This is a genomic window from Pseudomonas hefeiensis (assembly GCF_030687835.1).
Classification (GTDB): Bacteria; Pseudomonadota; Gammaproteobacteria; order Pseudomonadales; family Pseudomonadaceae; genus Aquipseudomonas; species Aquipseudomonas hefeiensis.
Window position 1 is genome coordinate 3,396,398 of record NZ_CP117449.1, and the last position, 26,351, is coordinate 3,422,748.

Sequence of the window (26,351 nt, forward strand, 5' to 3'; positions counted from 1 at the left end):
CTCAGACCGCCGCCGTGACAATCAGCTCCAGCAGGATTTCAGGGTCGTCGAACGCCACCTGGGCCGTAGCGCGCGCTGGTGAATGTGCGGGATCAATCCAGTCACTCCACAGCACGTTCATCGCGGCGAAATCCCGGCCCATGTCTTTCATCCAGACTTGCACGCTGAGCAGTCGGCGTTTGTCACTGCCTGATGCGGCCAGCAATTCATCGACCCGTTGCAGCACCTGACGGGTCTGGCCCTCGATGTCCTGGCTGCAATCGGCGGCGACAATGCCGCTAAGCCACGCCACGCCGTTGTGCACGACGCTGCGACTCAGTCGTGGGTTGCTTTCGATGCGTTGAATACTCATGACGGTTCCTCGACAGGGGGATGCTCACCGGCCAGTTGGGCGAGCGTGATGGGTTTGAGGGGCGAACGGATGCGGTAGTAACCGACTTCGGCCGGCGGCACCCGCCGATGCTCGGCGATGATCTCAGTGACAGTCAGACCGCACTGACGCCCCTGGCATGGGCCCATGCCGCAGCGACCAAAAGCCTTGGTCTGGTTAGGGCCCAGGCAGCCTAGGTCGACGTAACGGCGGATGTCGCCCGCACTGACCTCTTCGCAGCGGCATACCGTGACGTCGTCAGCGGGGATACGATTCTGGGCCTGAGGGCGATACAGGACATCGATCAGTGGGCGTGCGGCGCGAGCCCGACACAGAGCTCGTTGTAGAAGGCTGGCTGGCGCGTGCTGACCTGCAATCGCCAGCGCGACCAGGCGCCCTTCCAGTTGCGCTACCCGCGCACCACCAATGGCACCACCGTCCCCGGCGATGAAAACGCCGGGGACACTGGTTTCACCCAATAAATTACGGCGGACGATCCAGCACAGTTGCTGTTGGCTCCAATCATGGTCCAGGCGCAACGACCAACTGATTTGCGTATTCGGGACCACCCCCTGGTGCAGCAAAATCAACTCGGCGCCTATGCGGTGCTGGCGGCCGCCACTGTCGAAGCGCAAAGCGCTGGCCCGATCGGTACCTTCAACCCGCAGGTTGCGGGCGCCGCGAAAATGCCGGACGCCGGCACGCTTCAACGCCATCAGCAGTCCGACGCCCTTGAGCAAATCGCGCCAACCGCGCAACGCAGCCGGTAACACACGCCAGGCCCGCAGCAGCTCAGACCGGTTGCTGGTATCCACCAAGCCTGCGATGGCAACGCCGGCACGCAGGTATTGCACCGCCAGCAGATACAGCAGCGGGCCGCAGCCAGCGAGTATCACAGGGCTTGCCGGCACCAACGCCGCGCTCTTGAGCAGAATCTGTCCGGCCCCGGCGGTCATGACACCCGGCAAAGTCCAGCCGGGAATCGGCATCGGTCGTTCCAGGGCACCCGTGGCGATCAATAGGTGACGCCCTTGCAAGACCTCGGCACGGCCCTCAGTCAGGTAATGCACCTGACGCTGCGGCGTGACCTGCCAAATTGAGGTATTGGGTAGATAGCGAGCGCCGCATTGCAGGAAATCAGCAACCAGTTTGGCACCGGTGGTGTAGTCGTCACCCAGAACCGTGCGGCTGTGGGCATCGGCTTGAAGCACCTGCCGATAAATCTGTCCGCCGGGACTGGCCTGTTCATCCAGCACGACCACCGACAAGCCGTGAGTCGTGGCTTGGAGGGCCGCGGTCATGCCGGCCGGCCCAGCGCCGATGATGATCAGGTCGATGACTGCGTCACTCATCGACACCTCCCTCGCCCAGCGCCAGGCAGGCCGCGCCACGTTGACGGCGTACTTGCATGCCCGGGCGCACGGCAATCAGACAGGCTTGGGCGTTGGCTTGACCGTCCACTTCCACCAGGCACTCAAAGCACACGCCCATCATGCAGTAGGGTGCGCCGAGCCGGCCGTTGACGGCGCTTTCGCGGGTGTGGCGGATACCGCTGGCCAGCAAAGCTGCGGCCAGGGATCCCCCGCCTGGCACCCTGATCGGCCTGCCTTCGAATTCGATTTGCACGCTGTCATCTCTTTGCTCCAGCGCCCGAAACAGACTGTCAGCCGACATGAAGTGTCTCCACGGAGGGATTGAAACGTTGCAGGCCAAATGGCTTGACCGCCGGGTCGTCAAATTCACCGACTATCCAGGGCGCCAGACGCAGTGCATGGACAGCGGCCAGCGTCACGCCGCTGTGACAACTGATCACCGACAATCCCGTGCACGCCTGGGACGCTTCATAGATCGGAAAGCCGTCGGCACTCATCACCCGCAAAGCGCCCCAGGCTCGCACCAGTCGTACATCGCCCAATTGGGGGAAACATTGCACTGCGCGCCGGGCAATATGAGCCATGACCTGACTGCCAGTGCCGTCGTCCAGGCCTACGGATTCATGGGAGTCGCCCAGTTGCACCGTGCCCTCGTCGGTCTGTCGCACATAGGTGGTGGGGTAATGCAGGAAGGGCTTGAGCCGTTCGGTGACCAGGATCTGTCCGCGGTTCGGCTGCACCGGCACATCCAGTCCCACCATGGCCCCCAATGCCCGATTGCCAAGGCCGGCGGCCAATATGACCCGGCGGGCAGCCCAACGCTGGTCGCCGGCCCGCAACTGGAAACCCGACGCACACGCGTCGATGGCGTCGATGTGATGTCCATTGATGAGCTTCACCCCCCGCAATTGGCAGGCCGTATGGAGAGCGCGCAGGAGCTTGAGTGGGTTGACGTGCCCATCCATGGGCGAATAACAGCCGCCAACCACCTGCGGCCCGATACCGGGTAACCGCGCGCGCAGTTGCGCGGCGTCCAGCAGTTCAAAGGGGTAGTCACCCGCCAGGGCTTCGCGCAGCCAACCCAGGCGATGGGCCTCTTCGGCCATTTCCGCATCGCTGAGGCACAACTGGAAACCGCCCTGCTGACGCAGATGAACATCGATACCGGTATCGCTCTGCAACGCCTCGGCAAACCGCGGCCACAGTGACACCGATTCGCGTGTCCACTGTGCGTAGGAACTCATTCTGTAGCCTTTACCCTGGACCCACAGCAAGCCGAAGTTGCCTCGGGCGGCGCGAATAGCGTCGTCGCCTTCATCGAGCACGCTGACCTCAAGTCCGAGCAAGGCCAGCCCATAGGCGATGGACATACCCACCAGGCCACCGCCTACGATGATGACATCAGTTTTATGCATGACTTTTTTATCGCTATTTTTGGTGCCAGGCATTCGGCTATGTGCCGGCCCTACGCTGAGTGATCGGGATGTGATCGATCCTATGGCGAATGACGCCACCGTGAAAAATGCTTTATTTTGGTCAACTCATGTCTTTTTGTTATAGGTTGAATAAGCGCCATGAACCTACGTCAGCTGGAAGCCTTTCGGGCCGTGATCCTGGGGCAGACCGTGACCCGCGCCGCCGAAATGCTGCACATCTCGCAGCCCGCCGCGACCCGATTGATCGCAAGCCTTGAAGAGGACATCGGTTTCAACCTGTTCGACCGGGTCAAGGGCCGACTTCAACCCACGGCCGAGGCGATGACGCTGTATCAGGAGGTGCAGCGCTCACTGCTGGGTGTGGAACGCATTGCGCGTGCCGCCCAGGACATCCGCAACCTCAAGCGTGGCTCACTGCACATTGCCTGTGCGCCGGCCATGGGTTTGTCATTCTTGCCACGGGCAATCGCCGCGTTCATGGCCGACCACGGTGAGGTGCAGATCTCGCTGGTGGTTCACTCGTCCCGAGAAGTGGTGGACCTGGTAGTGGGACAGCGCTGTGATTTGGGGTTGATCGTGCTGCCCAACACCTACCCCAGCCCCCGAGCCGAAAAACTGCTGGCAACGCGCATGGTCTGCGCCCTTCCAACGGGTCATCGTTTGCTGGACCACGCGACGATCCGGCCAGAAGACTTGCAAGGCGAGCCGTTCATTTCCTACCCCCAATCCATCGCCTCGCGCCAGCAAATCGACGCGATCTTCGCCGCCCATGGGGTGGAGCGCCAGTTGCGCCTGGAAACTCAACTCTCCCTGCCCATGTGCGCATTCGTCGAGCAAGGACTTGGGGTGGCGCTGGTGGACGCCATCAGCGCCGTTGAGTACCGGGGCGATGGCATCATTTTCAAGGCGTTCGAACCTGCGATTGAGATGGACTTCAGCATGCTGCTGCCGGTCCAGGGACCGATATCGAAGCTGCAGACGTGTTTTCTGGAGCACATGCACCGCTTCATCCAGGCGCAGGTCCCGGCGGCGTATCGGTTCTGACGGGGATGTGCAAAAGCCTACAATGGATCCACTAATGTAAAAAATACCCAAATAATCACATTAATCGTTGACAGGCAAATTAGTTAAGAGAGTTAATGGATCCATAAGCACAACAACATCCGTCCGGAGATCCGTCATGTATCCCAAGAACACCTGGTACGTTGCCTGCACCCCCGATGAAATCGCCGACAAACCTCTGGGCCGGCAGATCTGCGGCGAAAAGATAGTTTTTTATCGTGGACATGAAGGCAAGGTCGCGGCCGTCGAGGACTTCTGCCCCCATCGCGGCGCTCCGCTCTCTTTGGGCTATGTCGAAAACGGTAACCTGGTGTGCGGCTATCACGGGCTGGTGATGGGATGCGACGGCAAGACTGTCGAAATGCCAGGGCAACGGGTGCGCGGATTCCCTTGCAACAAGACCTTTGCGGTACAGGAGCGTCATGGGTTTATCTGGGTCTGGCCCGGTGACCAAGCCCTGGCCGACCCGGCGCTGATCCACCCTCTTGAATGGGCCGAAAGTGACGAGTGGGCTTACGGCGGCGGCCTGTTTCATATCCAGTGCGATTATCGCCTGATGATCGACAACCTGATGGACCTGACCCACGAAACCTACGTGCACGCTTCCAGCATCGGCCAGAAGGAAATCGACGAGGCGCCGCCGGTAACCACCGTCGAAGGTGATGAAGTGGTCACCGCCCGGCACATGGAAAACATCATGGCCCCGCCCTTCTGGCGCATGGCCTTGCGCGGCAACAACCTGGCCGACGACGTGCCGGTGGACCGCTGGCAAATCTGCCGTTTCACCCCGCCCAGCCATGTGCTGATCGAGGTCGGCGTGGCCCATGCCGGCAACGGCGGTTATCACGCCGCGCCACAGTTCAAGGCGTCAAGCATTGTGGTGGACTTCATCACCCCGGAAACCGAGACGTCCATCTGGTACTTCTGGGGCATGGCCCGGCACTTCCAGCCCAAGGACGAAGCGCTGACCGCCAGCATTCGCGAAGGCCAGGGCAAGATTTTCAGCGAAGACCTGGAGATGCTTGAGCGCCAGCAGCGCAACCTGCTGGACCATCCGCAACGCAGCCTGCTCAAGCTCAATATCGATGCCGGCGGCGTGCAGTCGCGTCGGGTGCTGGAGCGTTTGATTGCCCGTGAGCGCGAGCCGCAAGCGGGGTTGATTGCCAGCACCGATCAGGGGGAGCAGCGAGTATGATTGAAGTCCAGGTTACGGCTCGGCACAACGAAGCCCAGGACATTTGCAGCTACGAGTTGACGAGTGTCGACGGCCAGCCATTGCCGGCCTTCACCGCTGGTGCCCATATCGACGTGCACCTGCCCAACGGCATGATTCGCCAGTATTCGCTGTGCAATCATCCCGAGGAACGGCATCGCTACCTCATCGGGGTGCTCAAGGATGCGGCGTCCCGAGGCGGTTCGCGCAATTTACATGAACAGATTCTGCCAGGCGTGCGCTTGCGGATCAGCGAACCGCGCAACCTGTTCCCCCTCGCCCCCGAGGCCCGACGCAGCCTGCTGTTTGCCGGCGGTATCGGTATTACGCCAATCCTGTGCATGGCCGAACACCTGGCCCAGAGCGGTGCGGCGTTCGAGCTGCATTACTGCACCAGGTCCAGGGAGCGTGCGGCCTTTATCGAACGCTTGCGCCAGTCGCCTTATGCCGACCGGGTGTTTCTGCATTTCGATGAAGAGCCTGCAACAATATTGGACGCCGCCAGGGTCCTGGCCGCCCCCAGTGACGACCTGCACCTCTATGTGTGTGGTCCCGGTGGTTTCATGCAGCATGTACTCGACACTGCCAAGCTTCAGGGCTGGCAGGAAACCTGTGTGCACCGCGAGTACTTTGCCGCTGCGCCCACCGACACCCGCGCGGACGGCAGTTTCTCGGTGAAAATCGCCAGCAGCGGCCAGGTCTTCGAAGTACCCCCCGACCGAAGCGTGGTGCAGGTGCTGGAGAGTCATGGCATCGAGATTCCAATCTCGTGTGAACAAGGTGTTTGCGGCACCTGCCTGACCCGCGTGCTCGAAGGTGTGCCGGAACACCGGGACATGTTTCTGACCGAGGCTGAACAGGCTTGCAACGACCAGTTCACGCCCTGCTGCTCCAGGTCGAAGACGCCGGTGTTGGTGTTGGATATCTGACACAAAACCCAGTGGGAAGAGCCTGTGGGAGCAACGCTTGCTCCACAGGCGTATTCACTGCGAACGAAGAATCACCGTCATCCGCTCGTCAGCCAGCGTCGAGCCGAACACCTCGGCATAACGCAAAGTCGCATTGGCATGTTCGCGCATGATCGCCTCAGCGCGGGCAGCCTGGCGATGGATCAGCGCGTCGAACACCGAGTGGTGCTGCATGTGGGCATAGTTGAAGCGGCGAAATTCGCCGGCCATGTTCTGGCGGTCCACCGCCAGGGCGGTGACTGAGGCAAATGGCAGGTGGTCGTTGCGAGCCAGGGCGTCGGCAATCGCCGGGTTGTGGCTACCCTCGACGATCACCTGATGGAAGCGCATGTTCAAGTCGTGATAGACCTCAAGGTCGTCCTCGGTCACATAACCCTTGGCAAACAGTTCGTCGCCCTGCACCAGGCATTGTTCAAGTGCCGCTCGACCCGCTTCGGACAAACCATGCTCAGCCGTTTGCCGTGCAGCGAGCCCTTCCAGCACACCACGCACCTCCACTGCCCCGGCGATCTGCTCGGCACTGACCGAGCGCACCTGGAATCCCCGCCCACCAAAGCGCACCAGTAACCCTTCCTGCTCCAGCGTGCGGAACGCCATGCGCACCGGCATCCGCGAAACACCGAACAACTCCGCTGTGGGAATTTCCATCAAACGCTCACCGCCCGCCAGCTCGCCTGAGGCGATCATCCTGCGCAACGCGACCAGCACCGTTTGGCCGGGCTTACTCATCCAGGTTCTTCCAGAGAAAACAGAGTCGCCATAGTAGAAGGCTTGGGACGATGTGTCACGGCGGGGGCTGGGAGTCGGAGAATATCTGGATGATGAAAGACCCGTGGGAGCGGGCTTGCTCGCGAATACGGAGTGTCAGTCAACAACAACATTGCTGAACCACCGCTTTCGCGAGCAAGCCCGCTCCCACAACGTTGGGTGTTTAACCGATAGACCCCGCCCGCAGGATCGACGGATCTTCGCCACGGTACAGCGCTTCGACTTTCGCCGCGCGCCACTGCAGCACAGCCCGTTGGTTGATCGAGCCCTTGTCCGTGATTTCGCCACGATCGATGGATGCTGGCTCATCAAGCAAGGCAATCCACTCCACGCGACTGGCGTTGCCGCCAGCCTCGCGGTTAAGACGCTGTAGCCAATCGGCGAACCACTGACGTACCGGCGGGCTGGCCAAGACTTGGGCATCGCTGGCGTCTGAAGCCAGACCTGCCAGGCGCCGGCACTCAGCAAGCCGTGGGAACACCAGCGCGCCCAGGCATTCGCGATCCGGCGCGGTCACCACCAGGTCCTGAAGGTAGGGCGTGCCCTCCAGCACCGCCCGGTTGCGCAGTGGCCCGACACTGACGAATACACCGGAGGACAGCTTGAAGTCCTCGGCAATCCGCCCGTCAAACATCAGGCCCAGTTGCGGGTCGCTGGAATCGGCCAACTTGATCGCATCGCCCGAACAATAAAAACCGTCTTCGTCAAACACCTCGGCGGTTTGCTGCGGCGAACGCCAATAGCCGGGCATGATGTGCGGCCCGCGGAAGCGCCCTTCGAACTTGCCATCCACCGGCACCAGCCGTACCTCGCAGCCGGGTGCCGGCAAGCCGATATAACCGGCCATGGACAACGGCCCGGTGGTGAAGGTGCAGGACGGCGATGCCTCGGTCATGCCGAGCCCGGCCATCATGCGGATGCGTTCGCCACAATGCTGTTCGGCGACCTTGTCGAGCCGGTCCCACGTACTTTGGGACAGACCCGCCGCCGCAAAAAAGAACAGGCTGATACGCTCGAAGAAACGCTCACGCAACTCGCCGTCCTGCTCCAGGGCACTGACCAGTTCTTCCCACCCTTTGGGCACCGTCAGGTACGCAGTGGGCGAAATCTCCTTGAGATTGCGCAAGGTTTCGGCGAAGCCCTGGGCCGTGGGCTTGCCGTCGTCCAGATAAAACGTGCCGCCGTTGTACAACACGATGCCGACGTTGTGACTGCCACCGAACGTGTGATTCCACGGTAACCAGTCCACCAATACCGGCGGAGCCTCACCGAACACTGGAAAGGTCTGCAACAACATTTGCTGGTTGGCGCAGAGCATGCGTTGGGTAGTAATCACGGCCTTGGGCAGTTTGGTGGAGCCCGAGGTGAAGAGGAATTTGGCGATGCTGTCCGGCCCGGTGGCGGCAAAGGCTCGCTCGGCCTCGATCCCACCGGGTTGCGCCAGCAGGCTGGCAAAGCTTGCCCTGGACCTTGCGGCCATTTCGCCACGCACCGTGATCAAGGGAATGTCCGCCGGCAACACCGCATTGATCGCCCGCTCAAACGGCGCGGCCTCGCTGACAAACACCAGCCCAGGCTGCAACAGATCGCAAACGTGTCGCAGCTTGGCGAAATCCTGGGACAGCAACGAATAGGCGGGTGACACCGGGCAATAGGGAATCCCGGCGTACATCGCGCCAAGGGCCATCTGCAGGTGCTCGATGTCGTTGCCCGACAACAGCGCCAAGGGCTTTTCAGCTGACAAACCATAGCTCAACAAACCTTGAGCGATGGCCCGCACGCTGTCGAGCATCCGGGCGTAGCTGACGTGACGCCATTCGCCCTTGTCGTCGCGAGCGGCAATGAAAGTCTGGTCTGGTCGCACCTGCGCCCAATGCACCAGGCGATCGAGCAAGCGCGTCGGCAACGCAGCCAAGGGTTCCAGGGAACGCATGTGCAGGATGCCCTGCTCTTCCCTGACTTCGACGGTTGGATGACCAATCGACACCTGGCGATAGCGCCCGGAGCCGGGTCGGGAGGACGATCTGAACTCAACACTCACGTACATTTCCTCCATCAAGGCACGCCGAACCCGCGCGAAGCGAGCGGAGCGTGGCAGCGTCTGGCTGCGGCCTTGTTATTGTTATGTCTGGCCTGCATCGGGTCGGCGATTTCCGCGCGCCGCCCGCAATGCGACGGATATCAGATCGGGTAATGCCGGGCGCCGTTCTGCATTGTCACCCAGCGCAACTGAGTGAAATGTTCGATGGACGCCTTGCCGCCAAAACTGCCATAACCGCTGGATTTGACCCCACCGAAGGGCATCTGCGCCTCGTCGTGCACGGTCGGACCATTGATGTGGCAGATGCCCGACTCAACCCGTTGAGCCAAGGCCAACGCCCGAGTGGTATCGCGGCTGAAAATCGCTGCGGAAAGGCCGAATTCGGAATCGTTGGCCAGGCGCAACAGCGCTTCGTCGCCTTCGCCGCGCAGCAACACCGCTACCGGACCGAAAGACTCTTCGCGGTACAGACGCATGTCTGGGGTGACGCCGTCGAGCAAGGTCGGCTGCAAAATGCTGCCGTCCAATTGCCCTCCCGCCACCAGCGTCGCGCCTTTGGCCAAGGCATCGTCGATCAAACTTTTGATGCGCTGGCCGGCACTGACGTCTACCAGCGAACCCAGGACCGAATCACTCGCCGCAGGATCACCGGCACGCAAGGTGGCGATCTTGGCGGTCAGTCGAGAAATAAAGGCATCGGCCACACTGGCATCGACGATCAACCGCTCGGTGGACATGCATATCTGCCCCTGATTGAAGTAGGCCCCGAAGGCCGCGGCTTCTACCGCTGCGTCCAGGTCAGCGTCATCCAGTACCAGCAACGGCGCCTTGCCACCCAGTTCCAGCAATGCCGGTTTGAGATGGCGCGCCGACAGTTCGCCGACAATGCGCCCGACATGGGTCGAGCCGGTGAAATTGACACGGCGTACCGCCGGGTTGGCGATCAGCCGCGCGACGATGGCCGGCGCGTCTGCCGGGGCATTGCAGATGACATTGACCACGCCGTCACCCAACCCCGCGTCCTGCAACACCTGGCCAATCAAGCGGTGCACCGCCGGGCTGATTTCGGAAGCCTTGAGCACCACGGTGTTGCCGCAGGCCAGGGGCATGGCGATAGCGCGGGTCGCGAGGATCACCGGGGCGTTCCACGGCGCAATACCCAGCACCACGCCACACGGCTGACGCAGGGCCATGGCGAAACTGCCAGGCACATCCGAAGGAATGATTTCGCCGTTGATCTGGGTGGTCATGGACGCAGCTTCGCGCAGCATATTCGCCGCCAGGTGCACGTTGAAGCCGTACCAGTTGGCCATGGCACCCGTTTCGCCGGCAGCGGCGATGAACTCCCCAGTGCGGGCCTGCAACTGCTCGGCGGCACGCAGCAGACGGGTGCGACGCTCATTGGGCGCCAGCGCCGCCCAGGCGGGAAACGCGGCTTGCGCAGCGGCCACAGCGGCGTCGGCGTCCTCCAGCGTGGCAGCAGCCACATGGGACACCACTTCGCCGGTTACCGGATTGCAACGCTCGAAAGTCCGACCGTCACGGGCGGGGCACGACTGGCCGCCGATCAACAGGGGCACGTCCAGCATGGTGATTCCTCTTTATTGTCTTTATAGGGAACACATTCACAGTAGCGCCAAGGGCCTTTGAACAACAGCCTGCGGGCGCAGGATAGACACCCGCCGCGCCGTCGTCTCAGCGCTTATAGGTCTGCAACCCCGGCTTGATGCTCTTGTCGTCGAGAAACTGCTTCATCCCCTGCTCGCGACCACCCTCGGTGTCGAGCAGGCGCGACTGATCGAGCTTGGCGTACAGGTAATCCTCGTTCTGCTCCCAGGTCAGCTCGCGGCAGCGCTTGAACCCGTGCTTGGCTGCTCGCAACACCACCGGGTTTTTCTCCAGCAGGTTACGCGCCAGCTCCACGGTGACTTCACGCAGTTGCGCCAGGGGCACGCTTTCGTTAACCAGCCCCATCTCGGCGGCTTTCTGCCCACCAAAGGTCTTGCCGGTCATGATGTAGTAAAGCGACTGGCGATGACCCACGGTATCGGCCATGGCCTTGCTAACCAGGTTGCCGGGCGGGATGCCCCAGTTGATTTCCGAAAGGCCGAAGGTCGCTTCGTCAGCGCAGATCGCCAAGTCACACGCCACCAGCGGGCTGAAGCCGCCACCGAAGCACCAGCCATTGACCATGGCAATGGTCGGCTTGACGTACATGCGCAACAATTTCCACTGCCACTGCGAGGCTTCGCGGCGGATTTTTTCCTGGAGGATTTCAGGCCCTGCATCCACTTCGCGGAAATATTCCTTGAGGTCCATGCCGGCCGTCCAGGCATCACCCGCCCCGGTCAGCACCAGCACACCGGCGGCCGGATCCTGTTCCAGGGTTTCCAGCACGTCGATCATCTCGCGATTGAGCGTCGGACTCATGGCGTTGCGTTTTTCCGGGCGATTGAGGGTGACCCAGGCAATGCCTTCCTCGATATCGACCTTGACCGTTTTCCAGCGACCTTCGTAATTGCTCATGGCGGGAGTGCTCTCTTGTTCTTGACTGAAGATGAGCAAAAATTAAACTCGAAAACTAGTTATGTCAATTAACTATTAATCGTTTTATCTGTATTTCTCCCAGCGGACAGTACGGAGCGGCAGATTATGAATTCGATATTCACCATAGCCATCGCGCTTGAACCTCGGCAAAATGGATAGCCTTGTTAATCACTCACCTTGAGGATGCTCCCTTCGATGGCCAAGTCTTCCAAGCTTGCCGAACCCGTCGAGCCCCAGGCCAGCGGTACCGACGCACAGGCCCCGCTGGACTCCGCGCTGGATGATCTGATCGGTTACGCCCTGCGTCGCGCCCAGTTGAAACTATTCCAGAACCTGATCGGACGGCTCGCCATCCACGATCTGCGGCCCGCCCAATTTTCGGCCCTGGCGATCATCGACCAGAACCCCGGCCTGATGCAGACCGATCTGGCCAAGGCCCTGGCAATCGAACCGCCGCAAGTCGTCCCGCTGTTGAACAAGCTGGAGAGCCGGGCGCTGGCCGTGCGAGTTCGGTGCAAGCCCGACAAACGCTCCTATGGGATATTCCTGAGCAAAACCGGCGAAACGCTGCTCAAGGAACTCAAGCAGATCGCCGCACAGAGCGACCTGGATTCCACCTCAACGCTTACGAGTGCCGAGCGGGAGGAGTTGCTGCGCCTGCTCAAGAAGGTTTATCAGCCATAGAAAAACTGGCGCTAGCGTTTACAATCGCCGCCCTCTTCTGCTTCCCAAGGAACCGCCATGTCCGGGCTTGAACTGTTTGCCGCAGCCCTCGGCGTAATTGCTGTCTGGTTGACCGTCAAGCAGAACCCCTGGTGCTGGCCGATCGGTCTGGTCATGGTGCTGCTCTACAGCTGGATCTTCTTCGAAGTGAAGCTGTACTCGGACATGTTGCTGCAGCTGGTCTACGCCGTGCTGCAACTCTATGGCTGGTACCAGTGGACTCGCGCCGGGCAGCATCATGAAGGACGACAAATCACCCGTCTGGGCGCGCCTTCAGTGCTGCGTGGCCTGGTCGTGGGCGCGGCAGGCAGCCTGATGCTGGGCGCAGCCATGGCGCACTGGACCGACGCCGCCCAGCCCTGGCTCGACGCGGCGCTCACCGGTTTCAGTCTCGTGGCGCAGTGGTGGATGGCGCAAAAGCGCGTGCAATGCTGGCCGCTGTGGATTGTCCTGGACATCATCTTCGTGGGCTTGTTCATCTACAAGGATCTGTACCTGACCGCCGCGCTCTACGCCCTGTTCACCCTGTTGGCCGTACAGGGCTGGCGCGAATGGCGTGCCGACCCGGTCCTGCGCACATGAAGGTGATGGTGCTGACCGGTCCGGAATCCAGCGGCAAGAGCTGGCTGGCGGCGCAACTGCAAGAGCACTTCGCAGGCTTGCGGGTGGACGAATACGTTCGCCACTTCATGGAGCAGAACCCGCGCGAGACCTGCCTGTCGGACATTACCGATATCGCCGCCGGGCAATTGGCCTGGGAAGACGCGGCCCGCGCCTGTAAACCACCGTTGTTGATCCTCGACACCCATCTGTTGAGCAATATCCTCTGGAGCCAGACCCTGTTCGGCGACTGCCCAAGCTGGCTGGAGCCGGCCTTGCTGGCACGCCATTACGACTTGCACCTGCTGCTAAGCCCGGAACAGGTTGAATGGACCGGTGACGGCCTGCGCTGCCAACCCGAACTGGGAGACCGGATGAGCTTTTTCGAAGCGATCGAGCAATGGCTGGTTCGGCATCGACAACCCTTCCAGGTCATTGAAGGCGATTGGGCACAACGTCGGGAGCAGGTGTTCGCAGCCGTAACCCGACTGCTCCAAGCCTGAACCTTCCTCACCAGCGGCCTGTTGCATTGTTGAAACACCCTTCCCGCGCCGAACCCGCCCCCAGAGCGCCTTGATGCAATTTTCATCGGCTCTGTTAGTTTTTTGAAACACCTGCTAGCAATGCCTTGACCCAGAGCCAAGCAATAGCGCGCGGCCATTAGCCTTTATCCGTGCGTCTCACGGATGAAACAGTCGCGGTGTGCGGTTTCTAGGTAAAACGCCAACCCGTTGATTTTTCGAGATTTTCTAAACCCGGCACAACACCTGCTCTCTCCTCCTCGCAACGCTGGACCAAGGCCAGCCCACCGAAGAAGGAACCGATGCCGTGGGGACTTTCGATAAAAGTTTGACCTGTCTGCTGTTGATCGGCTGCGCCGCTGGCGCAACGTTCAGCCTGCCCGTGCAGGCCGAGGGCAACGGCGTCATTGTGCTCACCCGTGACGTACAACCCGTTCATATCGGGCGCAACGGTGGCAAAGACCCCTACCCGACGACCGTCAACGCCAACCCATCCGATCGAATCAATCAGGCGACCGCCAACATTGAGTTGAGCGACGGCGAATTCGCCAGCGTCGCCAGCGGCTCGTCGATCCGCAACGCCGGCAACCCGAACAACACCGGCGTACAAGGCCTGAACATCGTGACCAACCCCAACGGTCTGCCAGGTATGCGCGCCGGGCATGGTGGCGGCAGCGGTGGCGCGATCTCCGGCACGATCAATCGCTCGCTGAGTTCCGGGCTGGCCCCGCTCGGCCGGCTGGCCGGAGGTCAGTGACATGAAGCCAGCCTTGTTTCTGCTTGCCCTGCTCGGCTCGTCCACCGCGTTCGCCGATCCAGGCGTGGCGGTGATCAGCAACGCCAGCCTGCAGGACTCCGGCAGCCGCTATACCGGCAACTTCAACGTCAACCAGGCCGCCGGTGACCAGACCCAGCAGACCAACACCCGTGCCATCGCCATCGGCACCCACGCCCAGGCCACTACCCAGGTGCGCCAACGGCTGGACACAGCAGCCAACCCATCCATGAACGCAACGGCCCGCATCGGCGGCAGTTCATTCAGCAATGGCAACGGAGTACTGGGCGTGAACCAGTCCGCCGGCGCCAACAACCAGATGGCCAATGTCATGCGGGTGGGCATCAGTGCCCGGCCGCAGAGCATCGACGATAGCGCCCTTTCTCAACAGAACGTGGCGTTGTTACCAAACTCAGGAACAACTGGCACCCCAACCGGCAGTCGCCAGGTCGTCACCAGCGACCAGGCCTTCACCGGCAGCCGAGGGGTCATCCAGGTGAACCAGAGTGCCGGGGTGGGGAACCGCATGGCTAACACCCTGAGCATCCGGGTCGCTGACTGACCCGAAAACAGTGGGCATAAGAAAGTACTGACACTTAACCAACGACACGCAAGGAGAAACACCATGAAACCTACAATGGCACTCAAACCATTGGTTTTCGCTCTCGCCGCTGTCATGGCAATGGCCGCACAGGCTGAAGGAAACGGACGTGGCAACGGGCACGGCAACGGGCATGGCAATCACGGTCCGCAAGGCCCGTCGTTTGAGCAACTGCTCTCGATCACCGCCGGGGCTAGCGCGGCCGTGATGGATGAGCAGAACAGCGACGGCAACGTCGTGACCAATCAGGCCACCCGCAACACCGCCGAAGCCGCTGACTCGCTCAATGGCAGCAACGGCAATATGGGCGCCAACATCGCCGCCGGCGATGGCAACCAGCAGGACAACGCCGCAGCCATTGCCACCGCTGACGAAGCATTCATCTTCGGCTCGGCGGTCGCTACCTCCAGCGCCATGCAGGTCAATAACAATAACTACGTCAAAAACAACTCCACCCGAAACAACGCCTCGCTCACCAATGCGGGCAACAATGGCTCCGGCAACATCGGCATCAACGTGACTGCCGGCAACTTCAACCAACAGAAAAACAACCTGGCCATCGCTGTATCGGGTGGACGTGTCGCAGAAGCCGCAGCCTCGGCCGATCAGTCTTCCACTGGCCTGGTGGTCGACAACAAAGGTGTGCGGACCTACAAGACCGACACCCTCACCAGCACCTACGCCGCTTCCGGCACGTTCAAAGCCAAAGGCACTGGCACCGCCGAAGACGACGATCATGGCGGCTGGGGCAACAGAGGCGGCTACGGCGGCGGTCACGATGACGACAAGTTCAAGTTCTCCGCCGTGGGTACTTTCGAACTGGCCGGCAGCAACACTCAACAAGTGCTGACCCGCGATGGCTGGAAAAACCCTGTCATCAACAACGCCACCATGACCAACTCCATGAACGGCTTCTCCGGTAACGGCGGCGCCAACGTGTCGGCGGGCGTGGGCAACCAGCAAAGCAACTCGCTGTCCATTTCGGCCGGTTGCAGGGCTTGCATGTAAGCGCGATCGAAACGAAGCCCCGGAAACGGGGCTTCTTTCCCAGGTTTGCATAAGGCGTATCGATCATGCGAGCGGCAGCCCTTTCCCTGCTCCTTTGCCTGGCCAGCGTGGCTGAAGCTGCGCAAATGCCGGTCGCCGCCCTACCCGGCGGCATGCTGGTCTACAAGCCGGTGCAGAGCGTGCGCGAGCGCAAGTTCAGCGACATCGTCGAACAGAAAACCGATTTCAGTTGCGGCGCCGCCGCGCTGGCCACGGTGCTGCGCCAGGCCTATTGGCTTGACGTGGATGAAGAGCACGTCATCAAGGGCATGCTGGTCAAAGCCGACCACGACCTGGTCCGCACCCAGGGATTTTCCATGCTCGACATGAAGCGCTACGTGGAAAGCATCGGCATGCGCGCACGGGGCTACCGGATACCGCCGGAAAAGCTCGAGGCGGTGACCATTCCGGTGGTGGTCCTGATGGACATCCGTGGCTACAAGCACTTCGTGGTATTGCAGCGAGCCGACCAGCAATGGGTCTACATTGCCGACCCCGTGCTGGGGCACAAGCGCTACGCCCATGATGATTTCGTCAAAGGCTGGAACGGCATCGTGTTTGCCATCGTCGGCCCGGGTTACGACAAGGCCAACGCCCTGCGCACCCCTCCGCAACCGCTGACAGCGCGCAATAAATTGGACGGGTTCAACCCGGTCAAAGATGCAGAGCTGATGGATTTTGGTTTCATACAGAGCGACTTTTTCTAATCGCCGACCAATCGCCAACGATAAGTACAAATGGAGCAGGAAGCTCCGGGAGCAGCACATGAAAACTTCACGCTGGCTGGTGTTTGCCAGCCTTGCCGCGGCTGTGTCGGGCCATGCCCACGCCGGATTCAAACCCATCGAAGTCAAGGATCAAGAGCTTGCCGAACTGCGTGGACGCTATGTGATGCCCGGGCGGGTCATCAGCTTCGGCATTGTCATGAGCAGCACCTGGCGCAACGCCAGCGGTGACCTGATCGGCGCCAGCAGCTCGATGCAAATACAGGCCGCCACGGTCAAACCGCAGTTCTATGTCTCGACCATCAAGCAGACCGGCAACGGCCAGGCCCCGCAACAGGGCCGCGGCAACATTGTCGGGGGTGCGGGCCTGGCTAGCGGCCAGGGCGTGACCCAGAGTGTGCGCGCCGCGGGCGATGGCAACTCCGCTTATAACAACGTCAGCATCAACGTCAGGGAAAGCAGCCAGGCCCCTGCGCTGGAGCCTGCTCAAGGCCAGTTGCTGAGCAGAGGTCAGACCATCAGCGGCAGCAACGCCGCCGGCAGTGTCGCGGTCACGGCCACCGGCAGCGGCGTGCAGATGGCGATCCAGGCCAATCACAACCAGGGGAGTGCTCTGCAACAAGTGGCCCAAGGTGGCTTGCTGCAAAACACCCGGTTGCTGGGCAACAGCAATCTGGTTAACAACATGACGCAACTCAACGTGGTTTTGAACAACAACGGTCCCAGCGCCGGAGCTTTGGACTGCAACCTGACCCAGCTGCGCGGCCTGCGCAATCTCGGATATTGAACTACGCTGCCTTGCGACCACTGGGCAAATAGGGACGGCATATTTCATGTATCGATCCGTATCGTTGCGCGCTGTAATGTGTGTAAGCGCTCTTTTACCGGCGCCCCTGCTGCAAGCGGCACCCGACGCCGACATTGAGGCCCTGAAACAGGAGCTAATGGAGCTCAGACAACGATACGAGGTGCAACAACGAGCCCTGGCGGTACTCGAGCAGCGAGTTCGTCAGGTCGAGGATCAACCCGCTGCTCCGGCGCCCAAGCGCCTGGCCAAATCCCCGGCCGACATGAAAGGCAACCAGAGCGTGGCCGGCGGCGCAGCAACGGCCGGTGGCAGCGGTTATGGGCAGTCGCTGGCCGATGATTCACAGCCAGCCCAGAGCGTATCTAACCTCTATGACGAGGCCAGCGGCTTCTTCGGCGGAGGCAAATTCAGCTTCGAAACCGGTGTGACCTATTCGCGCTACGACACGCGGCAACTGATCCTCAATGGCTTCCTGGCCCTGGACTCGATTTTCCTGGGCAACATCAATCTGGACCGGATCAAGGCTGACACCTGGACGCTGGACCTCACCGGTCGCTACAACTTCGACAATCGCTGGCAGTTCGACCTCAACGTACCGGTGATCTACCGCGAATCCACCTATCAGTCCGGCGGTGCCAATGAAGGGGCGGCCGGGGTCACCAGCGAAGAAACCGTTACCCGCGACCCCACCATCGGTGACGTCAACTTCGGCATCGCCTATAAGTTCATGGACGAATCGGTCAACAGCCCGGACGCGGTGCTCACCCTGCGCGTCAAAGCACCCACCGGCGACGAGCCGTTCGGCATCAAGCTGCGTCAGTCCCAGGCCAACACCAACCTGTTCGTGCCTGAAGACCTGCCCACCGGTAACGGCGTCTGGTCGATCACACCCGGGATCTCGCTGGTCAAGACCTTCGATCCGGCAGTGCTGTTCGGCAGCCTTTCCTACACCCACAACTTTGAAGAGTCCTTCGACGACATAAGTTCCACCGTCAACCAGAGGGTACCGGGCAAGGTCCGGATCGGCGACAGCTTCCAGATCGGCGCGGGCATTGCCTTCGCGCTGAACGAGAAGATGAGTATGTCGTTCTCGGTTTCCGACCTCATACAAAAGAAAAGCAAGCTCAAGCAGGATGGCGGAGACTGGGAATCGGTGGTCTCCAGCGATGCCAATGCCGGCTACTTCAACATCGGCATGACCGTAGCGGCCAGCGATAACCTGACCATCGTGCCCAACCTGTCCATCGGGCTGACCGACGATGCACCGGACTTTACCTTCAGCCTTAAATTCCCGTATTACTTCTAGACTGTCCCCCTGTGGGAGCGAGCCTGCTCGCGATAGCGGTAGATCAGTGACCTGTCAGTGACTGACACACCGCCATCGTGAGCAGGCTCGCTCCCACATTGAGTAGTGCAAGGCTTGATTCAGCGGATTTGATGCTTGTGCAGAAGCCGGTAGAACGTCGGCCGGGATATGCCCAGCACGCGGGCAGCGACGCTCAGGTTGTCACTGTGCCGGTTAAGCACATCGCTCAGCGCCTGGCGCTCAGCACGGGTCTTGTAGTCTTCAAGGGTGCCCATCGGCGCAGCCGGCCCTTGATGGCTTGCCAGACCAAGGTCCATGGCTTCTATCTGTCGCCCCTCCGCCAACACCAGGCCGCGACGTACGCGGTTGGCCAGCTCACGCACATTGCCTGGCCAATCATGCTTACCCATGGCCACCAGCGCGTCTTCACTGAAACTGCGGGGCCTTCGACCGGTTTCCTGACTGTAGAAATGAGAGAAGTGGCTGGCCAGCATCGACAAATCGCCATGGCGTTCACGCAACGGTGCCATCAACACCTGCAGCACGTTCAAGCGATAATACAAGTCCTCGCGAAAAAGCTTGTGCTCGATAGCGGCCTCCAGATCCACATGGGTAGCCGCCAGAACCCGCACATCGACGGCAATTGGCTGGCTGCCACCGACCCGTTCGATGTGTTTTTCTTGCAGAAAACGCAGCAGATTGGCCTGTAACTCCAACGGCAGATCGCCAATCTCATCCAGGAACAGCGTGCCGCCGTGGGCCGCTTCGATCCGTCCGACCTTGCGCTGATGGGCACCTGTAAAGGCACCTTTCTCATGCCCGAACAATTCCGACTGAATCAAGTGCTCCGGTATCGCGCCACAATTGATGGCAATGAACGGTTTGTTACAACGATGGGACTGGCGGTGCAGCGTGCGCGCCACCAACTCCTTGCCGGTGCCGCTTTCGCCGCGAATCAACACCGGCGATTCGGCAGGTGCCAGTTTGCTCAACAATTTGCGCAGCTCCCGGATGGGTTTGCTGTCGCCCAATAATTCATGCTCGGGCTGATTAATGTGAATCGAACCCTGCCCCCGCAAACGCGCCATGCCGAACGCCCGGCCCAGGGTCACCTGAACCCGGGACACATCGAATGGCAAGGTATGGAAATCAAAAAACCATTCGCAGACGAAATCTCCCACATTCTTCAAGCGAAGTACTTCCTGGTTAAGCACGGCGATCCATTCGGTGCCGCTACGGCTGATCAACTCCTTGACCGCCTCTGGCCGTTCCAGGTGAAAAGGTTGAAGTCGCAGAAGGCCGACGTCGCACGTTCGATCACCCGCATGTTCAAGGGAACAGCTCTCCACGTCCCAGCCAATGATGCGTAATCCGGGCAACAGGCGATGACAATCATCGCAGGGATCAACCACGAGCAGACGACGCGACGTACTGGCTTCGATCATGACTGAACCTTGGCGCCAAAATAAGGAATATGAGTAAAAACAGACGTTTGGCGAGCCTGCATGTAACAGTAGCAAGAAGTTGACACGCCCTTGTATCAATTGATTATCGAGGCGGCTTTAAAGTGGTTATAAGCGAGCGTTTCGTTAGTTACCGCACCGCTGAATTCTTTCATCAAGCTTTCAAACAAAAGTCCAAAAGCCGTGTCTGAAAGAAAATCGAAATTTATTTAAGGAATGTGTGACCCGCCCCCCCATTCGAGACATCAGTACAAGTAACCAGCCGCACGGTACGCCCAACCGACGGCACATCATTTGATTGGGCACACTTAAGAGATAACGCCATGAACGCCCCGCTCCGTATCAACGAAGCTCTTTTGATTGCCGACCGCGCCTTTCGTCCATTTCAATGCGTGGCCTGGGCTCCACAAGACGGTAATGGTGAACTGAGCCTGACCGTCATTGACCGCACCAATACTCATATTGGCCGCACTCAGATTCCAAGCAGCGCCTATACCGACCCCGTCCAATTGGCCGACCTGTTGAAGCAGGCGCGCGCCGAGTTGAGCCAGGAAGGTTACGCACTGCAATCTTGGTCCATGCCTGAGTAAATCCTTACCGGTAAAGCTGATGATGGATTGCAGGCTTTGCAGTGGGTCGAAAAGTCAATGTTCTGGCACGATTCGCTGGTGTATCTGCAGCGTCTGACAGTTGTGCATTGTCCCATTCAGGGATTGAATGTTGCCCTCATGCAGTCGTCGCCCCTACGGGCCTATCGACGCGCAAGGAGAGGCACGCATGCTCGATCAAACCGCGTTTGCGATTCCGACTGCTGCAACTTATGCCGGACAACTCGACCCAGGCTTTGCTGACTCCGGCAAAGCCTGGGTCGATTTCGTCGGTAGCCGCACAAGCCTGGTCACGGGGCTGACAATCGATCATGCCGGTCGGATTCTGGTCGCAGCCAGGATCGACACGGCACAGGGCAGCCGATTCGGGCTTGCACGACTCAACCACGACGGCTCGACCGATCCAGGCTTCGCAAATCATGGCAGTGTGATCGGCTCCTTTGAGCGCGGCTTCGAAGCCACAGCGGGCAAAGTCATCGTGTTATCCGACGGACATATCCTGCTGTCTGGCCTGCACTACGAAAACACCGATCGCACCCTTCCCGCCTTGGCGCTGTTCGATCAGCAGGGCCGTGCCGTCCAAAGCTTCGGCATAGCCGGGCAGCAGGTCATACGGCTCTGCGGCAATCTCTCCCAGGGGCTGCGCGATCCCTGGCTACCGCCCGGCGTACCGGGCCTTGAAGCCTGCGATATGCGGGTGCAGGCCGATGGCCGGATTCTCATCCTAGCCAACCATCATTATCAATTATCTGACCATGTTGGCATTCTGATCCGGCTGCTGCCGGACGGTGCATTGGACACCTCGTTCAACAGCCGCGGCTTCGTGATGGTCCGGCGCTTATTAAAAAACACCTGGTTGGGCTGCCTGACGCTTCAGGCCGACGGCAATATCGTGGTGGGCGGAGCCATCGACCTGCCCCAACAAGGCTTGATGGCGCGCTATGACCCCAATGGCAAACTCGATGAAAGCTTTGGCGAGGACGGGTTTCTCTCCATCACGACGCAACAGCGCAGCGTGATGGTCAGCCAGATCGCGGAACATGAAAATGGTGATCTGCAGGCATTCGGCAGCAGCCGCGACCCAATGCATTGCCTGTCGCTAAGAGTGGACAAGGACGGCAAACCGGACCCTCACTGCAATCAAGGACAGTGTCGGCTCCTGAAAATTGGAAACAATGCCAGTCAATGGACCGCGGCCCAGGTTCAACCTGACGCAAAACTGGTGACCGCCGGGGCTACGATCGGCGGTATCGAGGCCGACTTCGTTCTGGCCCGGCACTTGCCGGACGCCAGCCTCGACCCGGATTTCGGTCAGGGCCGGGGCTGGGTCCGCACTCGACTCGGCTACAGCCTCGACACCGCCACATCCCTGGCTCTCCAGGCAGACGGGAAGATCCTGGTGGGTGGCTACTCCCTGCATGGCAACTATCGTGCGGTGGTGGCGCGGTACTGGGCCTGAGGATTTGCGTGGTTTATCGCGCCAGAATGAATCGCTCGATTGCCAGCGCCGCGCCGTCTTCGGTGTTAGCTGCAGTGATGACATCGGCTTGGCGCTGAATCGCCACCTCCGCCTGTCCCATGGCAATCGACAACCCCGCGCGGTGAAACATCGCCGGATCGTTGCCACCGTCGCCCATGGCGGCGGTCTGCTCCAACGGCACCCCGAGGAACTCTGCCAGGGTCGCCAGCGCCTCACCCTTGTTAGCCTGCATCGCCGTCACATCCAGATAAATCGGTTGCGAACGCGAGACCTGAGCCTGGCCCTGGAGCAGAGGATGCAACCGAGCCTCCAGCTCAACCAGTAGCTGCGTATTGGCGCTGGTCGCGACGATCTTGTCGATACGCTCCAGATAAGGCTCGAAACTCTCGACTTGCACCGGTGGATAGCCCAGGCCGCGCGTCTCCACCGGCACCATCGGACCGTTGGCGTCGCGCACCAGCCAGTCACCGTCGGCAAACACCCAAACCTCGATGCCAGGCTGATCGGCGTACAAGGCCAATGTCGCCAAAGCCGCCTCTGGCGGCAGGTAGTGCACGGCAAGGAAACTGCCGTCCGGGTGCACCAACGTGCCGCCATTGAACGCGGCAGTCGGCAAGTCGACACCCAAGGCCTCGATCTGCTGCAACATCGCTCGGGGTGGCCGTCCGGTGGCGAGGCTGAACAGCACGCCAGCCTCACGTAATGAGCGAACGGCTTCGATGGTGCGCTGGTTGAGACTGTGGTCGGGCAGCAGCAGCGTGCCGTCCATGTCACTGAGTAAAAAACGGATGGGGTGTTGCATCTGATTACTCATCGAGCGCATGCCAAACGCGGCCATCGCGTGTCAGCAGGTCATCTGCGCACGACGGGCCATCCTCACCGGCCTTATAGGGCTGGACCGCGGCGTCCTGTTGCCAGGCATCAAGAAACGGTTGCACCGCGCGCCAGCCGTTTTCAATGTTGTCGGCCCGCTGGAACAAGGTCTGATCGCCGGTCAGGCAATCGTAAATCAGGGTTTCGTAGCCCGTAGACGGTTGCATTTCGAAGAAGTCCTTGTAAGCAAAGCCCAGTTCAATGTTCGCCATGTTGAGGGCCGGTCCCGGCCGCTTGGCCAGCAGGTCGAACCACATGCCTTCATTGGGCTGGATCTGGATTCTCAAGTACGTCGGTTGCAGTTCATCGACTTCGGTATCGCGAAACTGCGCATAAGGCGCCGGTTTGAAGCAGATGATGATTTCCGTGTCCCGCACACTCATGCGTTTGCCTGTGCGCAGGTAAAACGGCACCCCGACCCATCGCCAGTTATCGATCATGACCTTGAGGGCGACGTAGGTTTCGGTGCTGCTGTCGGGCGCGACATTCGCTTCTTCGCGGTAACCGTTGACCGGCCCACCATCGACGTGGCCTGCGGTGTACTGGCCACGCACCGAGTTGGCGCGGGCCTGTTCTACCGACCAGGGCCGAATGGCCCCTACCACCTTGGCCTTTTCACCACGCACCGCATCGGCGCCGAACGCGGCCGGTGGCTCCATGGCTACCATCGCCAGTAACTGGAACAGATGGTTAGGCACCATGTCCCGCAGGGCGCCGGTGTGTTCGTAAAAACTGCCACGGGTTTCCACGCCGACGGTTTCAGCGGCGGTGATTTGCACATGGTCGATGTAGTGATTGTTCCAGAAGGCCTCGAACAGACTGTTAGAAAAACGGCTGACCAGAATGTTCTGCACCGTTTCCTTGCCCAGGTAATGGTCGATCCGGTAGATCTGTTTTTCGCTCATGACTTTGAGCAGGCAGGCATTGAGCGCTTCGGCGGTTTGCAGGTCGGAACCGAACGGTTTCTCGATCACCACTCGCCGGAAGGCATCATCCTGCTCCTGAAGTAGCCCGGCCGCACCGAGGCGGCGAACAACTTCACTGAAAAAGCGCGGCGCGGTCGCCAGATAGAAAACCGCGTTGCCGGTGCCGCTGGCGGCGATTTTCGCCGCCAGCGCTGCGTAGGTGCCGTCATCGAGGAAATCACCCTGAACGTAGCTGATGCCCCGGGCCAGGCGGGCCCACAGCACCGGGTCGAGCGCCCGCTCGGCATCGCCGCCTTTGCTCACCGCCTGGTGACGGATGAAATCCTCGAGTTTGCTGGCGAAGTCCACATCGCTGATAGCGTTATGGTCGACCCCAATGATCTGCAGGCCATCCCCCAGCAGCCCGTCGCGACTCAGATGGTAAAGCGCCGGCATCAGCAGCCGCTTGACCAGATCACCATGGGCGCCGAACAGAAACAGCGTGGTCGGCGGCGCGGGTTCTGCTTTGGATTTCCTGCCGATCGAGGTCATTTTTTCGGCGCCTCCACATGGCCACCGAAGCCAAAGCGCATGGCCGAGAGCATTTTGTCGCCGTAAGTGCTCTGCTGGCGCGAGCGGAAACGGGCGAACAATGAACTGGACAGCACCGGCACCGGCACCGCTTGTTCGATGGCCGCTTCAATGGTCCAGCGCCCTTCGCCGCTGTCGGCGACTTCACCGGAAAAGCCATCCAGCTTCGGATCGCTGGCCAGGGCGTCGGCGGTCAAGTCCAGCAACCAGGAGGAAACCACGCTGCCGCGCCGCCAAACCTCGGCGATATCAGCGACATTCAAGTCGAAACGTTGTTCAGGCGGCAGGCTTTCGCTGGATTTGGTCTTGAGGATGTCAAAGCCCTCAGCGAAGGCCTGCATCATTCCGTATTCGATGCCGTTGTGGATCATCTTCACGAAATGCCCGGAGCCGGCCGGGCCCGCGTGGATGTAACCGCGTTCGGCACGATCATCCTCGGACTTACGGTCGCGGGTGCGCGGGATATCGCCCATCCCTGGCGCCAGACTGTCAAACAATGGGTCCAGGCGCTTCACCACTTCGGCGTCACCGCCAATCATCATGCAATAACCGCGCTCCAGGCCCCAGACGCCACCGGAGGTGCCGACATCGATGTAGCTTAAGCCTTTTTCCGACAAGGCCTGGGCGCGACGGATGTCATCCTTGTAGTACGTATTACCGCCATCAATGATGACGTCGCCAGGCTCCAGCAGCTCGCTGAGGGCGTTAATCGTGTCTTCAGTGGGTGCGCCGGCCGGCAGCATGACCCAGACTGCCCGTGGTTTTTCCAGACCGGCGACCAGTGCCGGCAGATCCACAACGCCCGTGGCGCCTTCCTGGCTCAGGTTTTCGACAAAAGCGGCATTGCGGTCGTAGACGACGGTGGTGTGCCCATTGAGCATCAGGCGCCGTGCGATATTGCCGCCCATGCGGCCCAGTCCGATGATCCCGAGTTGCATGTGCTGATGCTCCCTACTACAAATAAAGGTATGTCAAAGGTTTAAATCGATAAGCTCGATACGACTAGTGGAGGTTAGTCCAGAGCATGGCTACATAGTTTCCGGGTAATTTGCGCGATCACAAGGGATAACGCTCCGAACCCGGCTGAAGACACAGCGACCATGAAAAATAAAAAAGTTCCAATCCCAAGCAAAAGAAATCAGAATCGGCGCCGATAGTAGAGGTGTCGACCAAATACTGGCGACATCTCTATAGTTGATGTACGCCATTTGCGAGGTGAGCAATGGACTCCGTAGTTACCGCACGTCCTCCCCAAACCCTTTACGTGACCATTCGTCGCGACGAATTACGCCTGCTCAAAGAAGAGCGTGATCTGCTGCTCGATGAGGTGACGCAATTGCGCATGCAGTTGCAACACTCACAGCTGTCCCATCAGAGCCAGGCCCTGACTCGGTAACCCGAGCAGAGGCGCGGCGCCGGAAGTGACACTGGACAAACCGGTGTCATTTCCATGTATCCCCATTTCGTGCCAAGGCATTTGACCCTGCTGGAGCGGCCAGCGTCCTGCCCCTGGTGCGCGGTGTGCCGGCTCGAGAGGCTGTGACGCA

At 60.4% G+C, this 26,351-nt stretch carries 27 protein-coding genes; 15 read left to right on the forward strand and 12 right to left on the reverse strand.

The genetic code is table 11. The features are described 5' to 3' along the window. Position 1: 1 nt before the first annotated feature. The 4 genes from PSH57_RS14975 to PSH57_RS14990 are packed head-to-tail and all read right to left on the reverse strand — an operon-like array spanning position 2 to position 3,158. A complete protein-coding gene (locus tag PSH57_RS14975; RefSeq protein WP_305383748.1) occupies positions 2–352 on the reverse strand; it encodes a RidA family protein in 351 nt (116 codons plus the stop codon). Beyond that, positions 349–1,722, reverse strand: coding sequence for an FAD/NAD(P)-dependent oxidoreductase (locus PSH57_RS14980; protein WP_305415873.1), 1,374 nt, complete (start codon positions 1,720–1,722; stop codon positions 349–351). The genes PSH57_RS14975 and PSH57_RS14980 overlap by 4 nt, the downstream gene beginning before the upstream one ends. Next, positions 1,715–2,044: a (2Fe-2S)-binding protein gene (locus tag PSH57_RS14985; protein WP_305383751.1), complete on the reverse strand. Its 330-nt coding sequence runs from the start codon at positions 2,042–2,044 to the stop codon at positions 1,715–1,717. The genes PSH57_RS14980 and PSH57_RS14985 overlap by 8 nt, the downstream gene beginning before the upstream one ends. Further along, positions 2,034–3,158, reverse strand: coding sequence for an NAD(P)/FAD-dependent oxidoreductase (locus PSH57_RS14990; RefSeq protein WP_305383753.1), 1,125 nt, complete (start codon positions 3,156–3,158; stop codon positions 2,034–2,036). Before PSH57_RS14990 ends, PSH57_RS14985 begins: the two co-directional genes overlap by 11 nt. Positions 3,159–3,317: 159 nt before the next feature. Between PSH57_RS14990 and PSH57_RS14995 the strand changes: the two genes are divergently transcribed. The 3 genes from PSH57_RS14995 to PSH57_RS15005 all read left to right on the forward strand — a co-directional run bounded on the left by PSH57_RS14995 (position 3,318) and on the right by PSH57_RS15005 (position 6,383). Beyond that, positions 3,318–4,223, forward strand: a complete 906-nt coding sequence (locus tag PSH57_RS14995) for a LysR substrate-binding domain-containing protein (protein WP_305383754.1) — start codon at positions 3,318–3,320, stop codon at positions 4,221–4,223. Between the two features lie 136 nt (positions 4,224–4,359). Further along, positions 4,360–5,436: an aromatic ring-hydroxylating dioxygenase subunit alpha gene (locus PSH57_RS15000; protein WP_305383755.1), complete on the forward strand. Its 1,077-nt coding sequence runs from the start codon at positions 4,360–4,362 to the stop codon at positions 5,434–5,436. Then, entirely contained in the window at positions 5,433–6,383 is a 951-nt protein-coding gene (locus PSH57_RS15005; RefSeq protein WP_305383756.1) for a PDR/VanB family oxidoreductase, read from the forward strand. Before PSH57_RS15000 ends, PSH57_RS15005 begins: the two co-directional genes overlap by 4 nt. 54 nt (positions 6,384–6,437) lie before the next feature. Here PSH57_RS15005 and PSH57_RS15010 read toward each other — a convergent pair whose 3' ends face one another. The 4 genes from PSH57_RS15010 to PSH57_RS15025 all read right to left on the reverse strand — a co-directional run bounded on the left by PSH57_RS15010 (position 6,438) and on the right by PSH57_RS15025 (position 11,757). Beyond that, positions 6,438–7,151 (reverse strand): GntR family transcriptional regulator, encoded by a 714-nt coding sequence (locus PSH57_RS15010; protein WP_305383757.1) that lies wholly within the window; start codon positions 7,149–7,151, stop codon positions 6,438–6,440. A 202-nt stretch (positions 7,152–7,353) separates the two neighbouring features. Then, on the reverse strand, positions 7,354–9,231 hold the full coding sequence (locus PSH57_RS15015) for a feruloyl-CoA synthase (RefSeq protein WP_305415875.1): 1,878 nt from the start codon (positions 9,229–9,231) through the stop codon (positions 7,354–7,356). 140 nt (positions 9,232–9,371) lie between these two features. Beyond that, positions 9,372–10,820: an aldehyde dehydrogenase gene (locus tag PSH57_RS15020; RefSeq protein WP_305415878.1), complete on the reverse strand. Its 1,449-nt coding sequence runs from the start codon at positions 10,818–10,820 to the stop codon at positions 9,372–9,374. A gap of 106 nt (positions 10,821–10,926) precedes the next feature. After that, complete coding sequence (locus PSH57_RS15025; RefSeq protein WP_305383760.1) at positions 10,927–11,757, reverse strand: p-hydroxycinnamoyl CoA hydratase/lyase; 831 nt, start codon at positions 11,755–11,757, stop codon at positions 10,927–10,929. A 216-nt stretch (positions 11,758–11,973) separates the two neighbouring features. On the opposite strand from PSH57_RS15025, the gene PSH57_RS15030 reads away from it, so the two are divergent. The 9 genes from PSH57_RS15030 (at position 11,974) to PSH57_RS15070 (ending at position 18,884) form a co-directional block, all read left to right on the forward strand. Beyond that, the gene (locus tag PSH57_RS15030) at positions 11,974–12,462 is read left to right on the forward strand and encodes a MarR family winged helix-turn-helix transcriptional regulator (RefSeq protein ID WP_305383763.1); all 489 of its coding nucleotides are present in this window, start codon (positions 11,974–11,976) and stop codon (positions 12,460–12,462) included. A 57-nt stretch (positions 12,463–12,519) separates the two neighbouring features. Beyond that, the gene (gene pnuC / locus PSH57_RS15035) at positions 12,520–13,083 is read left to right on the forward strand and encodes a nicotinamide riboside transporter PnuC (protein ID WP_305383765.1); all 564 of its coding nucleotides are present in this window, start codon (positions 12,520–12,522) and stop codon (positions 13,081–13,083) included. Beyond that, positions 13,080–13,604 carry an AAA family ATPase gene (locus PSH57_RS15040; protein ID WP_305383767.1) on the forward strand — a complete coding sequence of 175 codons (525 nt, stop codon included), beginning with the start codon at positions 13,080–13,082 and terminating at the stop codon, positions 13,602–13,604. The genes pnuC and PSH57_RS15040 overlap by 4 nt, the downstream gene beginning before the upstream one ends. 325 nt (positions 13,605–13,929) lie before the next feature. Then, complete coding sequence (locus PSH57_RS15045; protein WP_305383769.1) at positions 13,930–14,379, forward strand: hypothetical protein; 450 nt, start codon at positions 13,930–13,932, stop codon at positions 14,377–14,379. 1 nt (position 14,380) lies between these two features. Continuing rightward, the gene (locus PSH57_RS15050) at positions 14,381–14,959 is read left to right on the forward strand and encodes an adhesin (protein WP_305383770.1); all 579 of its coding nucleotides are present in this window, start codon (positions 14,381–14,383) and stop codon (positions 14,957–14,959) included. Between the two features lie 63 nt (positions 14,960–15,022). Continuing rightward, positions 15,023–16,006 (forward strand): heme utilization protein, encoded by a 984-nt coding sequence (locus tag PSH57_RS15055; RefSeq protein ID WP_256232667.1) that lies wholly within the window; start codon positions 15,023–15,025, stop codon positions 16,004–16,006. Between the two features lie 65 nt (positions 16,007–16,071). Beyond that, the gene (locus PSH57_RS15060; protein ID WP_305383773.1) at positions 16,072–16,752 is read left to right on the forward strand and encodes a C39 family peptidase; all 681 of its coding nucleotides are present in this window, start codon (positions 16,072–16,074) and stop codon (positions 16,750–16,752) included. Between the two features lie 58 nt (positions 16,753–16,810). After that, complete coding sequence (locus PSH57_RS15065; RefSeq protein WP_305383774.1) at positions 16,811–17,557, forward strand: hypothetical protein; 747 nt, start codon at positions 16,811–16,813, stop codon at positions 17,555–17,557. A 46-nt stretch (positions 17,558–17,603) separates the two neighbouring features. After that, on the forward strand, positions 17,604–18,884 hold the full coding sequence (locus tag PSH57_RS15070) for a transporter (RefSeq protein WP_305383776.1): 1,281 nt from the start codon (positions 17,604–17,606) through the stop codon (positions 18,882–18,884). A gap of 119 nt (positions 18,885–19,003) precedes the next feature. Here the strand turns inward: PSH57_RS15070 and PSH57_RS15075 are convergent, their stop codons facing one another. Then, positions 19,004–20,329, reverse strand: coding sequence for a sigma-54 dependent transcriptional regulator (locus PSH57_RS15075; RefSeq protein ID WP_305383778.1), 1,326 nt, complete (start codon positions 20,327–20,329; stop codon positions 19,004–19,006). 341 nt (positions 20,330–20,670) lie between these two features. Here PSH57_RS15075 and PSH57_RS15080 point away from each other — a divergent pair, with 341 nt between their 5' ends. Together PSH57_RS15080 and PSH57_RS15085 are read left to right on the forward strand one after the other, a co-directional pair. Continuing rightward, positions 20,671–20,937 (forward strand): hypothetical protein, encoded by a 267-nt coding sequence (locus PSH57_RS15080; RefSeq protein WP_305415879.1) that lies wholly within the window; start codon positions 20,671–20,673, stop codon positions 20,935–20,937. Positions 20,938–21,124: 187 nt separating this feature from the next. Continuing rightward, positions 21,125–22,414, forward strand: coding sequence for an NHL repeat-containing protein (locus PSH57_RS15085; protein ID WP_305444674.1), 1,290 nt, complete (start codon positions 21,125–21,127; stop codon positions 22,412–22,414). A 13-nt stretch (positions 22,415–22,427) separates the two neighbouring features. Here PSH57_RS15085 and PSH57_RS15090 read toward each other — a convergent pair whose 3' ends face one another. Genes PSH57_RS15090 through gnd form a run of 3 tightly spaced genes read right to left on the reverse strand, consistent with a single transcriptional unit; the run spans position 22,428 to position 25,742 of the window. Then, the gene (locus PSH57_RS15090; protein ID WP_305383779.1) at positions 22,428–23,249 is read right to left on the reverse strand and encodes an HAD family hydrolase; all 822 of its coding nucleotides are present in this window, start codon (positions 23,247–23,249) and stop codon (positions 22,428–22,430) included. Next, the gene (zwf, locus tag PSH57_RS15095; protein ID WP_305383781.1) at positions 23,242–24,765 is read right to left on the reverse strand and encodes a glucose-6-phosphate dehydrogenase; all 1,524 of its coding nucleotides are present in this window, start codon (positions 24,763–24,765) and stop codon (positions 23,242–23,244) included. Before zwf ends, PSH57_RS15090 begins: the two co-directional genes overlap by 8 nt. Beyond that, positions 24,762–25,742: a phosphogluconate dehydrogenase (NAD(+)-dependent, decarboxylating) gene (gene gnd, locus PSH57_RS15100; protein ID WP_305383783.1), complete on the reverse strand. Its 981-nt coding sequence runs from the start codon at positions 25,740–25,742 to the stop codon at positions 24,762–24,764. The genes zwf and gnd overlap by 4 nt, the downstream gene beginning before the upstream one ends. Before the next feature lie 284 nt (positions 25,743–26,026). Between gnd and PSH57_RS15105 the strand changes: the two genes are divergently transcribed. After that, a complete protein-coding gene (locus tag PSH57_RS15105; RefSeq protein ID WP_305383785.1) occupies positions 26,027–26,200 on the forward strand; it encodes a DUF6026 family protein in 174 nt (57 codons plus the stop codon). The last annotated feature ends 151 nt before the right edge of the window (positions 26,201–26,351 follow it).

What these genes read in the sequence shown, in the direction of transcription:
- PSH57_RS14975 (WP_305383748.1), bottom strand. Translation starts at nt 352, where the DNA reads ATGAGTATTCAACGCATCGAAAGCAACCCACGACTGAGTCGCAGCGTC.
- PSH57_RS14980 (WP_305415873.1), bottom strand. Translation starts at nt 1,722, where the DNA reads ATGAGTGACGCAGTCATCGACCTGATCATCATCGGCGCTGGGCCGGCC.
- PSH57_RS14985 (WP_305383751.1), bottom strand. Translation starts at nt 2,044, where the DNA reads ATGTCGGCTGACAGTCTGTTTCGGGCGCTGGAGCAAAGAGATGACAGC.
- PSH57_RS14990 (WP_305383753.1), bottom strand. Translation starts at nt 3,158, where the DNA reads ATGCATAAAACTGATGTCATCATCGTAGGCGGTGGCCTGGTGGGTATG.
- PSH57_RS14995 (WP_305383754.1), top strand. Translation starts at nt 3,318, where the DNA reads ATGAACCTACGTCAGCTGGAAGCCTTTCGGGCCGTGATCCTGGGGCAG.
- PSH57_RS15000 (WP_305383755.1), top strand. Translation starts at nt 4,360, where the DNA reads ATGTATCCCAAGAACACCTGGTACGTTGCCTGCACCCCCGATGAAATC.
- PSH57_RS15005 (WP_305383756.1), top strand. Translation starts at nt 5,433, where the DNA reads ATGATTGAAGTCCAGGTTACGGCTCGGCACAACGAAGCCCAGGACATT.
- PSH57_RS15010 (WP_305383757.1), bottom strand. Translation starts at nt 7,151, where the DNA reads ATGAGTAAGCCCGGCCAAACGGTGCTGGTCGCGTTGCGCAGGATGATC.
- PSH57_RS15020 (WP_305415878.1), bottom strand. Translation starts at nt 10,820, where the DNA reads ATGCTGGACGTGCCCCTGTTGATCGGCGGCCAGTCGTGCCCCGCCCGT.
- PSH57_RS15025 (WP_305383760.1), bottom strand. Translation starts at nt 11,757, where the DNA reads ATGAGCAATTACGAAGGTCGCTGGAAAACGGTCAAGGTCGATATCGAG.
- PSH57_RS15030 (WP_305383763.1), top strand. Translation starts at nt 11,974, where the DNA reads ATGGCCAAGTCTTCCAAGCTTGCCGAACCCGTCGAGCCCCAGGCCAGC.
- pnuC (WP_305383765.1), top strand. Translation starts at nt 12,520, where the DNA reads ATGTCCGGGCTTGAACTGTTTGCCGCAGCCCTCGGCGTAATTGCTGTC.
- PSH57_RS15040 (WP_305383767.1), top strand. Translation starts at nt 13,080, where the DNA reads ATGAAGGTGATGGTGCTGACCGGTCCGGAATCCAGCGGCAAGAGCTGG.
- PSH57_RS15050 (WP_305383770.1), top strand. Translation starts at nt 14,381, where the DNA reads ATGAAGCCAGCCTTGTTTCTGCTTGCCCTGCTCGGCTCGTCCACCGCG.
- PSH57_RS15055 (WP_256232667.1), top strand. Translation starts at nt 15,023, where the DNA reads ATGAAACCTACAATGGCACTCAAACCATTGGTTTTCGCTCTCGCCGCT.
- PSH57_RS15060 (WP_305383773.1), top strand. Translation starts at nt 16,072, where the DNA reads ATGCGAGCGGCAGCCCTTTCCCTGCTCCTTTGCCTGGCCAGCGTGGCT.
- PSH57_RS15065 (WP_305383774.1), top strand. Translation starts at nt 16,811, where the DNA reads ATGAAAACTTCACGCTGGCTGGTGTTTGCCAGCCTTGCCGCGGCTGTG.
- PSH57_RS15070 (WP_305383776.1), top strand. Translation starts at nt 17,604, where the DNA reads ATGTATCGATCCGTATCGTTGCGCGCTGTAATGTGTGTAAGCGCTCTT.
- PSH57_RS15075 (WP_305383778.1), bottom strand. Translation starts at nt 20,329, where the DNA reads ATGATCGAAGCCAGTACGTCGCGTCGTCTGCTCGTGGTTGATCCCTGC.
- PSH57_RS15080 (WP_305415879.1), top strand. Translation starts at nt 20,671, where the DNA reads ATGAACGCCCCGCTCCGTATCAACGAAGCTCTTTTGATTGCCGACCGC.
- PSH57_RS15085 (WP_305444674.1), top strand. Translation starts at nt 21,125, where the DNA reads ATGCTCGATCAAACCGCGTTTGCGATTCCGACTGCTGCAACTTATGCC.
- PSH57_RS15090 (WP_305383779.1), bottom strand. Translation starts at nt 23,249, where the DNA reads ATGAGTAATCAGATGCAACACCCCATCCGTTTTTTACTCAGTGACATG.
- zwf (WP_305383781.1), bottom strand. Translation starts at nt 24,765, where the DNA reads ATGACCTCGATCGGCAGGAAATCCAAAGCAGAACCCGCGCCGCCGACC.
- gnd (WP_305383783.1), bottom strand. Translation starts at nt 25,742, where the DNA reads ATGCAACTCGGGATCATCGGACTGGGCCGCATGGGCGGCAATATCGCA.
- PSH57_RS15105 (WP_305383785.1), top strand. Translation starts at nt 26,027, where the DNA reads ATGGACTCCGTAGTTACCGCACGTCCTCCCCAAACCCTTTACGTGACC.